Raw genomic sequence first — 7878 nt, forward strand, 5'->3', positions numbered from 1 at the left:
TAGCTCTGACAAAGACCTGTGAGTACCCTCCTTGCTGAAGATGACGTTCTTTACCGTCAGCATGTACACAGCCTACTGACGCAACATTTGCCTGAATTTGGCCCGGTGTACACAGCCTCGAACGGCAGAGAGGCGCTGGATCTCTACCGTCAGCACCACCCCAGCTTTGTGTTGATGGATATTCGCATGCCCGAGATGACCGGGATCGAGGTGGCCCGCCAGGTGTGGTCAGAGTGCCCCAGCACACGCATCATTTTTTGGTCGCATTTTGCCGATGAAGTCTATGTGCGGGAGCTGCACAAGATTGTGCCCCCGCAAACCGTCTATGGTTACCTTTTGAAAAATTGCACCGATGAAAAATTGGTCAGCGCCATCCAAGCGGTGGTGCAGGACGAGCAATGCGTGATCGATCGGGAAGTGCGCGGGGTCGATTCCCGTTCACAAAACAAAATTACGGGTCTCAGCGATGCGGAGTATGAGGTGTTGGTGGACATTGCCCTCGGCCTCACCGACCAGGCCATTGCCGCACGGCGCTTTTTGTCCCGCCGAGGGGTCACCAACCGCCTGCGCAACCTCTACGACAAGTTAGAAGTGAGCAACGACCAAATCGAGAGCGACGAGTGGGGAACCACCTTCAGCCTGCGGGCCCGCGCCATCCGCCTTGCTTTTAAACGGGGGTTGATCAACGCCCAACTGCTGGATGAGGAGGAAGTGCATTTGGATCACTGGCTCAGCCGCTATCGATTGGATCCGTTGGACTAGTACCCAACCGGATAAAAGGGCGGGGCTTTTTCGGTCGGGCTAGCGGCGCGGAGCGCGGCCTGGTGGCCTGGATGGGGTTCAACTGGGCCAGGGGAGGCGAAAGGCACCTCGATCATCCGCTCCGGCACCAGCGGCACCATGTCGGAGCGGTCGGCAACTTCCCGCAGAGCATTGGCGATGGATTCTTGAGCCAGCAGAAACTGCCGTTCGTTGCGCTGCATCTGCTGCCACACCTGGTAACGCTGGCTCCATTGGCTTTGGGTATGCACAGTCCAACTGTAGAGGCCCAGCACCGCCAACCCCGAGACAATGGCCATGCCTGTGGAGATCTGTTGCCACCTGACCAGATGTTTTTTCCAGACGGGATCCCGACTGTGGGGATGAGCCGATTTTAAGGGCTGGGGGCGACTGACTTTGCTGGCGTGGGCAGCCGTCCTTGGGTGGCGGCGGGCAGGCAAGGTCGCGGTTTTGCTCTGCAGTGGAAAAGAGCGGCGGCCACGGCCTGTGTTCAAAGGCTGGCTGATCATAGAGTTCAAACCTCACACACACCAAGTGCCAACGTCACAACGCTAGCAATGGGTCGCTGCCGTTCGCGCCAGCGGGACGGAGTCCTTTTCCGACCCACTCTATCCGATCTGCAGCAGCTTTCCACGATGAGACGCAGGGTGCTAAATCAAACCTCCAGGCGAGGTGGAGGGCAATCACAGCGCCGCTCGGCGGGCAGCCACTCGCAGTTTGGCAGAACGGGCACGCGGATTGCGTTGCTGTTCCAGCTCGGAAGGGCACACGGGTTTGGGAGTGAGCACCTGCCAGCGGGGATCTGTGCGAAAGGCCCATTTCACCAGGCGATCTTCCAGGCTGTGGAAGCTGATCACGGCCAACCTGCCGCCGGGTTTTAACCAAGTGGGAGCCTGAGCCAGCAAGGTTTCCAAAGCCTCGAGTTCTCGGTTTACGGCAATGCGCAACGCCTGAAAGATCCGGGTGGCCGGGTGGATACGGCCTCGCCGCGCTGCCGGGGGTACCGCCTGGCAAACCACCTGGGCCAGTTGGGTGGTGGTGAAAAGGGGGCGCGACTGTTCGATGCGGTGGGCGATGCGGCGGGCAAATCGCTCTTCGCCATAGCGGGTGAAAATGTCGATCAAGTCTTCCACCGGGCGATGATTGACCCAATCGGCAGCGGTTTCCAGATCAGCACCGGGATCCATGCGCATATCCAGCGGCCCCTCCCGGCGAAAGCTAAATCCTCGCTCAGGAGAGTCCAGTTGTGGCGAACTCACCCCCAGGTCGGCCACGATGCCATCGAAGGGGATCCCCTGCCCTTGCTCATCCCGAAAGCCGTGCTGCTGCAGATCGAAATCGGCAAAGTTGAGGTGCCAGAGTCGGAGGCAACTGTCGGGGATCCCTGCTGCGGCCAAACGCGCCTGGGCCGCCCGCAGAGCTGCCGGATCCCGATCCAGCCCCACCACTCGCTCTGCTCCTCTTTGTAGCAGCACCAAGCTGTGTCCACCCCCTCCCACCGTTACGTCCAAAAAGGTGCCGCCCTGCCGTTCGCGGGACGAACTCCTTGGTTGCAGATAGGCCACCACCTCTTCGGTCAGAACGGACTCATGGTGGTAGAGAGGGATCTCCCCAAGCAGAGTTTTCGGCAAGTCCATAAGCGCAGCAGAGGGGTGGCTTCGATGCTAGCCGGGTCTTTTCCCCAGCCAAATGGATCCGTCTGTTCAGTAGGTCGGCTGAGTTTCGCCTCTATTGGTTTGTAGAGTAGAGACTGTGCTTTTATCAAGCTTTCATGATCTCAAATTATAGTCATTTCAAATAGCAACGAAACGTTTCTCTACATTGCTACGCGCCGCTCTAACTCCCCTCTCCCAGAGGGAGAGGGGCTGGGGGTGAGGGGCCGGGGGTGAGGGCAACATCGCTATTGGGTAACTGACCTTGTGCTAAATGGACTACAAATTGATCCCTCGTTGATCCCTCACCCTGCCCTCTCCCAGAGGGAGAGGGTTCTGAGTCTTCTCCCCCTCGCCCCTTGGGAGAGAGGGTCGGGAGAGGAGTTGGATTGGCGGCGAAGTGTCTTAATCCGGTTGGAAATGACCATACATCCAAAACCAAGAAAAGCCTGGAGTTTTAGACCCAACTTTTTGATAAAGACAACTTGATAAAAACAACAACTGCTTGGTGATTAGAAACAGTATTGCTGTAACTGAGCCAGTTCTGCCTCGCTGAGATCCTGCCACTGGCCGGGAGCAAGCCCCGTCAGAGAGAGCGGCCCCAGTCCAACGCGAACCAGCCGCAAAGTTGGGATCCCAACAGCGGCAGTCATGCGGCGCACCTGTCGATTGCGACCCTCCCGCAGCGTCAGTTCCAGCCAGGTGGTGGGGATGGAGCGGCGAAAGCGAATGGGGGGATCCCGTGGCGGCAGGTTGGGTTCCTCGGCCAAGACTTTAACCTGGGCCGGGCGCGTTTTTCGCCCTTGGATGATCAGCCCCTGTTGCAACTGTTGTAGGGCCTGGGGGGTGGGGATCCCTTCCACCTGAACCCAATAGGTGCGCTCGTGGCCGAACTTGGGATCGATCAAGCGGGCATTGAGGATGCCATCATCGGTCAGCAGGAGCAGCCCTTCGCTGTCGCGATCCAATCGACCCACCGGATAGACCCTGGGCACCGGGATAAAAGACTTGAGCGTAGGCCGCCCCTCTTGGTCGGTAAATTGGGTGAGCACACCGTAGGGCTTGTAGAACTTGAGATAACGCATGAGGCACACAACTCATGAATTCCATCTTTCCGGATCTTTCAGATTGGCAGAGCAGCTTCAACGGTAAGATCGAGCCTTAAGGAGCAATGTTCCTCCACCGGCAGCAGCGTTTGACGGAGCTCACCCATGACCATAGACAACAATTTACTTTGGGTTTTAGTCGGAACGGCGGGGCTCTCTCTCCTCAGTCTGGTGTACGTGCTGGTGGACGAGGGCAACAAACGCCGGCGCTACGAACAGCAAAAAGAAAAAGAAGCTGCCCAGCCACCTGCGGTTGCTCCTGAAGAAGAAGCCGCGATCCCGACTGCGCCCTCCCCTTCTGCCCCAGAGCCTGTTGCCGCCCAGCTTCCTCTTAAGGAGCAAGAAACCGCTCCCAGCCTTGAGGACTCTGCCCTCGCCCAAGAGCCGGATACGGCGCCCAGCCCGGCAGAGGAAACGCCGCAAAACACCCCCTAGGGCAAAAGTTGTATCAGATCCTGGCAAAGCCGTCTCATACAACCAGCTCTACCCCCACCAGCTAAAACAATGGACAAAGTTGACTTGCCTGAGGAGATCCTTCGCGCTTGGCTGCGGGAAGATCTGGGTCACGGCGATCTCACCACAGAGCTGACCCTGCCCCCAGGACTGAAGGGCGAGGCGGTGATTTTGGCCAAGGAGCCGGGGATCCTGGCGGGCCTGGAGATTGCCCAAAAAGTCTTCCGGCTGGCAGATCCCCAGGTAGAGTTCACCCCTTGGGTGGAAGAGGGGGCCGCAGTAGCTGCTGGCCAAGAGGTAGCTCATCTCAAGGGATCCCTGCGGGGGATTCTGGCGGGGGAGAGGCTGGCGCTCAACCTTCTCCAAAGGCTGTCCGGCATTGCCACGCTCACCCGCTCCTATGTAGAAGCTCTCCGAGGAACCTCAACCCAGCTTCTGGACACCCGTAAGACCACCCCTGGCCTACGCGCCCTGGAGAAGTATGCAGTACGAGTAGGGGGCGGCAAAAACCACCGCTTTGGCCTCTTCGACGGCATCTTGATCAAAGAGAACCACATCATTGCTACGCAACTCTGTTGCGACCGCAGCGCGGGGGGGGTTTTGACAGCCGTCAAACGGGCCAAGGAAGGCGCTCCCCACCACCTCAAGGTGGAGGTCGAGGTGCGGGATCTCCAAGAACTGGAAGAGGCGTTGGCGGCAGGCGCCGATCTCATCCTCCTGGATAACTTCACCCTGGAAGCAACTCGGGCCGCCGTCCAACGGGTGGGCGGCAAGGTTCCTCTGGAGGCCAGCGGCAACATGAACCTGGAACGGGCCCGGCAAGTTGCCGAGGCAGGCGTGAACTACGTCAGCGTCGGGGCGCTCACCCACTCCGCCAAGGCCTTGGATCTCTCTTTGCTGGTGGTGCCGCCCTGAGACACGCTCTCGCGGGGCACTGCTTTTGATGCTAGCTTGAGAAGACAACCTGGGCTCGGCTCCGTCCCGCTGTTACGAAAGGCTTCTCTTGCCGGCTCAGATGCTTCTCCAAAGCGGAGTTGACCACCTGCGGGAGCTATGCTCTGCCCAAAAAGTGCTCCGCTCCAGCTCACAGAGGAACAAAACCGTTAGGAAGTAATGGAAGGAGAAACCCTGTTGCGAGGCAACGCTGCTGCGACCGTCCGGGAAATTGCTCAGCTCAAACAGGAGAGACAGGCGGTTATTCTTGCTCATTCCTATCAGCTCCCCGAAGTGCAGGAGGTGGCGGACTTTGTGGGAGACTCCTTGGGACTGGCTCGCGAGGCGCAGAAGACCAACGCCCAGGTGATCGTCTTTGCCGGCGTCCACTTTATGGCTGAGACGGCGGCCATCCTCAACCCGGAAAAAACGGTGCTGCTGCCGGATCTGGAGGCGGGCTGCTCCTTGGCCGATAGCATCTGCCCCGAAGATGTGCTGCGCTGGAAAGAGGCCAACCCAGAAGGCCTGGTGGTTGCTTATGTCAACACTGCCGCCGCGATCAAGGCCCTGGCCGATGTCTGCGTAACCAGCGCCAACGCGGTTCAAGTGGTGGCCAGCCTGCCCCCGGATCGCCCCATCTTTTTTGTGCCAGATATGTTCCTGGGGGCCCACGTGGCGCAGGTGACAGGCAGGGAGTTGGATTTGTTTCCCGGCGAGTGCCACGTGCATGTCGGCATTCGGGAAGAGCACCTCAAGGCGATGGTGGAAGAGCATCCTGGGGCAGAGTTCCTCATTCACCCCGAATGCAGTTGTGGCTCCAGTTGTCTGTTTCTCAAACCCGATGCCAAGCTCCTTTCCACCGAGGGCATGGTGCGCCATGCCAAGAGTTCGCCCTGCCGGGAGTTCGTGGTCGCCACCGAGGTGGGCATTCTCCACCGCCTGAAGAAGGAAGCCCCCGACAAGACGTTCATCCCTGTGAAGGCGGATGCCGTCTGCGAGTACATGAAGAAGATCACCCTGGAGAAGATCCGCCGCTCCCTGCTGGAGATGCGCCCCGTGATCCGGGTGCCGGAGGCGGTGGCTGCGAAGGCCCGCCAGTCCATCCTGGCCATGCTGGCGATCCCTGCCGGGGCCTAGAGGTGAGGCGCAAGGACTACGTGCCGCCCTTGCAAGGGGGTCTGTCGGGAACTGCAGCGCTATCGCGATGGGAAACGGATCTGCTGATCCTGGGAGCCGGGGTGGCGGGAGTGTACGCAGCCCTGTGGGCGGAAGCTGAGGGAGCAAGAACCCTGGTGGTGAGCAAGGATCCCTTGCCCTCTGGCTCTACGCCTTGGGCGCAGGGGGGGGTGGCTTTTCCTCTGGACGCGACGGATGTGGCGGCCCATCTCCAGGACACCCTGCAGGCAGGCCGCGGCCTGGTGGAAGCAAAGGTGGCCCGCTCCATCTTGCAGGAAGCGCCCTTTCACCTGGAGAAACTTTTGTCTTGGGGACTGCCTTTCCATCCCGAGCCGGTGCGAGAAGGAGGCCACTCGCGGGCACGGGTGCGTCACCTGGGGGGGGATCGCAGCGGGCTGTGGCTGCTCAGAGGCCTGTTGGGCCGTCTCAGCAGGCCGCCTTTGCAGGGCTACACGGCTCTCAGCCTTTTGCTGGCGGGAGACAGAGTGGCGGGAGCCCTGCTTCTCGGCCCTGAAGGGCCGGTACAGGTGAAGGCCGGGGCGGTTCTCCTGGCTACGGGAGGATTTGGCAGCCTCTTTCCCATCTCCACGGCTCCACCGGGGGCCAGCGGCGATGGAATGGTGCTGGCCTGGCGCGCCGGAGCCATCTTGAGGGATCTGGAGTTTGTGCAATTTCACCCTACGGCCTTGCCCAATGGGGCACTGGTGAGCGAGGCCGCCAGAGGGGTAGGAGCGGTTCTGCTCAACGCCTGGGGGGAGCGCTTTATGCCTCGCTATGCGGAGCTGGGCGAGCTGGCGCCGCGGGATGTGGTGGCCCAGGCTGTTTTCTGGGAGCGGCAGCGGACGGGGGCGGTCTACCTCGACCTGCGCAGCATTGAGCATTTGGGGGAACGCTTTCCCACCATCGTCGCCTCTGCCCGCGCCTTGGGGCTGGATCCCACAACAGATCTTCTCCCGGTCGCTCCTGCGGCTCACTACGTGATGGGTGGGGTACGCACCGACGCTGGCGGCTTCACCGGCCTGCCGGGCCTCTATGCAGCGGGGGAGGTGGCTTCCACGGGCTTGCATGGGGCCAATCGCCTAGCTTCCAACAGCCTTTTGGAAGGGCTGGTCATGGGCAAGCGGGCCGCTCTGGCCGCCTTGCAAGATTTACACGGCCCCCCTCGGCAGCCCCAGGCACTACCTGTGCTCACTGCGCCACCTTCTCTTCTCCCCAAGCTCAAGCCGCAAGTGGGAGAAGCCCTGGGCGTGGTGCGGGAGGGCGAGCGGCTGCGAGCTTTTCTGGCTTTTGCAGAAGCCCTGCCCCTAGAGGAGAAGCCCTGGGCCAGCCGGGAAGAGGCGGAGGCCGGCAGTCTACTTTTGCTCGCTCGCCTGGTGGCACAGGGGGCGCTGCTGCGAGAGGAAAGCCGAGGGGCCCATTTTCGGGAAGATTTTCCCCAGGAAGGGGAGCCTTTTCACACCGAAGTGTGCGGCTCAACCCTTTGTCGAGCACCTGCAGGTTGAGTGGTTTGTCTTTGCCAGGAGCGAGCTATCCGCATCCTAGCCGCAGAATTGAACCCTTTGCTGAATGAAGGCTGAATGAAGATGAAATGGGTTTGAGAGTTATAGTTATTTAATTCAATTCAAATAGCAATGAAAGGTTTTTTGTCGCGCCGTTGTTGCTACGCAACGCTGCCGCGAACGCGCCGGCGACGCGGAGCGCTATCCCTAGCCCCTCTCTCCCTCTGTCTTTTTCCGCGAGCGAGTTGAGCTTGTTTTCTTGGCACTGGCAGATGCTGT

At 60.3% G+C, this 7878-nt stretch carries 8 protein-coding genes; 5 read left to right on the forward strand and 3 right to left on the reverse strand.

Annotation, left to right across the window (positions count from 1 at the left end):
• The first annotated feature begins 18 nt into the window (after positions 1–18).
• Complete coding sequence (locus NW858_RS07405) at positions 19–762, forward strand: response regulator (RefSeq protein WP_414336014.1); 744 nt, start codon at positions 19–21, stop codon at positions 760–762.
• On the opposite strand, the gene NW858_RS07410 is transcribed toward NW858_RS07405, so the two are convergent.
• From NW858_RS07410 to NW858_RS07420, 3 genes are all read right to left on the reverse strand, one after another.
• Positions 759–1289, reverse strand: a complete 531-nt coding sequence (locus tag NW858_RS07410; protein ID WP_414520210.1) for a hypothetical protein — start codon at positions 1287–1289, stop codon at positions 759–761. The genes NW858_RS07405 and NW858_RS07410 overlap by 4 nt on opposite strands.
• A 174-nt stretch (positions 1290–1463) precedes the next feature.
• The gene (gene rsmH / locus NW858_RS07415; RefSeq protein WP_414520211.1) at positions 1464–2417 is read right to left on the reverse strand and encodes a 16S rRNA (cytosine(1402)-N(4))-methyltransferase RsmH; all 954 of its coding nucleotides are present in this window, start codon (positions 2415–2417) and stop codon (positions 1464–1466) included.
• A 527-nt stretch (positions 2418–2944) separates the two neighbouring features.
• Positions 2945–3517 (reverse strand): pseudouridine synthase, encoded by a 573-nt coding sequence (locus tag NW858_RS07420; RefSeq protein ID WP_414335608.1) that lies wholly within the window; start codon positions 3515–3517, stop codon positions 2945–2947.
• Positions 3518–3643: 126 nt separating this feature from the next.
• Between NW858_RS07420 and NW858_RS07425 the strand changes: the two genes are divergently transcribed.
• From NW858_RS07425 to NW858_RS07440, 4 genes are all read left to right on the forward strand, one after another.
• A complete protein-coding gene (locus tag NW858_RS07425; RefSeq protein ID WP_414335607.1) occupies positions 3644–3973 on the forward strand; it encodes a hypothetical protein in 330 nt (109 codons plus the stop codon).
• A gap of 69 nt (positions 3974–4042) precedes the next feature.
• The gene (nadC, locus tag NW858_RS07430; RefSeq protein ID WP_414335605.1) at positions 4043–4906 is read left to right on the forward strand and encodes a carboxylating nicotinate-nucleotide diphosphorylase; all 864 of its coding nucleotides are present in this window, start codon (positions 4043–4045) and stop codon (positions 4904–4906) included.
• Positions 4907–5104: 198 nt separating this feature from the next.
• Complete coding sequence (nadA, locus tag NW858_RS07435; RefSeq protein WP_414335604.1) at positions 5105–6061, forward strand: quinolinate synthase NadA; 957 nt, start codon at positions 5105–5107, stop codon at positions 6059–6061.
• Between the two features lie 2 nt (positions 6062–6063).
• Entirely contained in the window at positions 6064–7602 is a 1539-nt protein-coding gene (locus NW858_RS07440) for an L-aspartate oxidase (RefSeq protein ID WP_414520212.1), read from the forward strand.
• Positions 7603–7878: the final 276 nt, after the last annotated feature.

Origin of the sequence: Synechococcus sp. H55.10, assembly GCF_047502715.1 — a bacterium.
Lineage (GTDB): Bacteria > Cyanobacteriota > Cyanobacteriia > Thermostichales > Thermostichaceae > Thermostichus.

Coding starts and splice junctions, on each gene's coding strand:
- rsmH (WP_414520211.1), bottom strand. CDS start 2,417: ATGGACTTGCCGAAAACTCTGCTTGGGGAGATCCCTCTCTACCACCAT.
- NW858_RS07410 (WP_414520210.1), bottom strand. CDS start 1,289: ATGATCAGCCAGCCTTTGAACACAGGCCGTGGCCGCCGCTCTTTTCCA.
- nadA (WP_414335604.1), top strand. CDS start 5,105: ATGGAAGGAGAAACCCTGTTGCGAGGCAACGCTGCTGCGACCGTCCGG.
- NW858_RS07425 (WP_414335607.1), top strand. CDS start 3,644: ATGACCATAGACAACAATTTACTTTGGGTTTTAGTCGGAACGGCGGGG.
- NW858_RS07420 (WP_414335608.1), bottom strand. CDS start 3,517: ATGCGTTATCTCAAGTTCTACAAGCCCTACGGTGTGCTCACCCAATTT.
- nadC (WP_414335605.1), top strand. CDS start 4,043: ATGGACAAAGTTGACTTGCCTGAGGAGATCCTTCGCGCTTGGCTGCGG.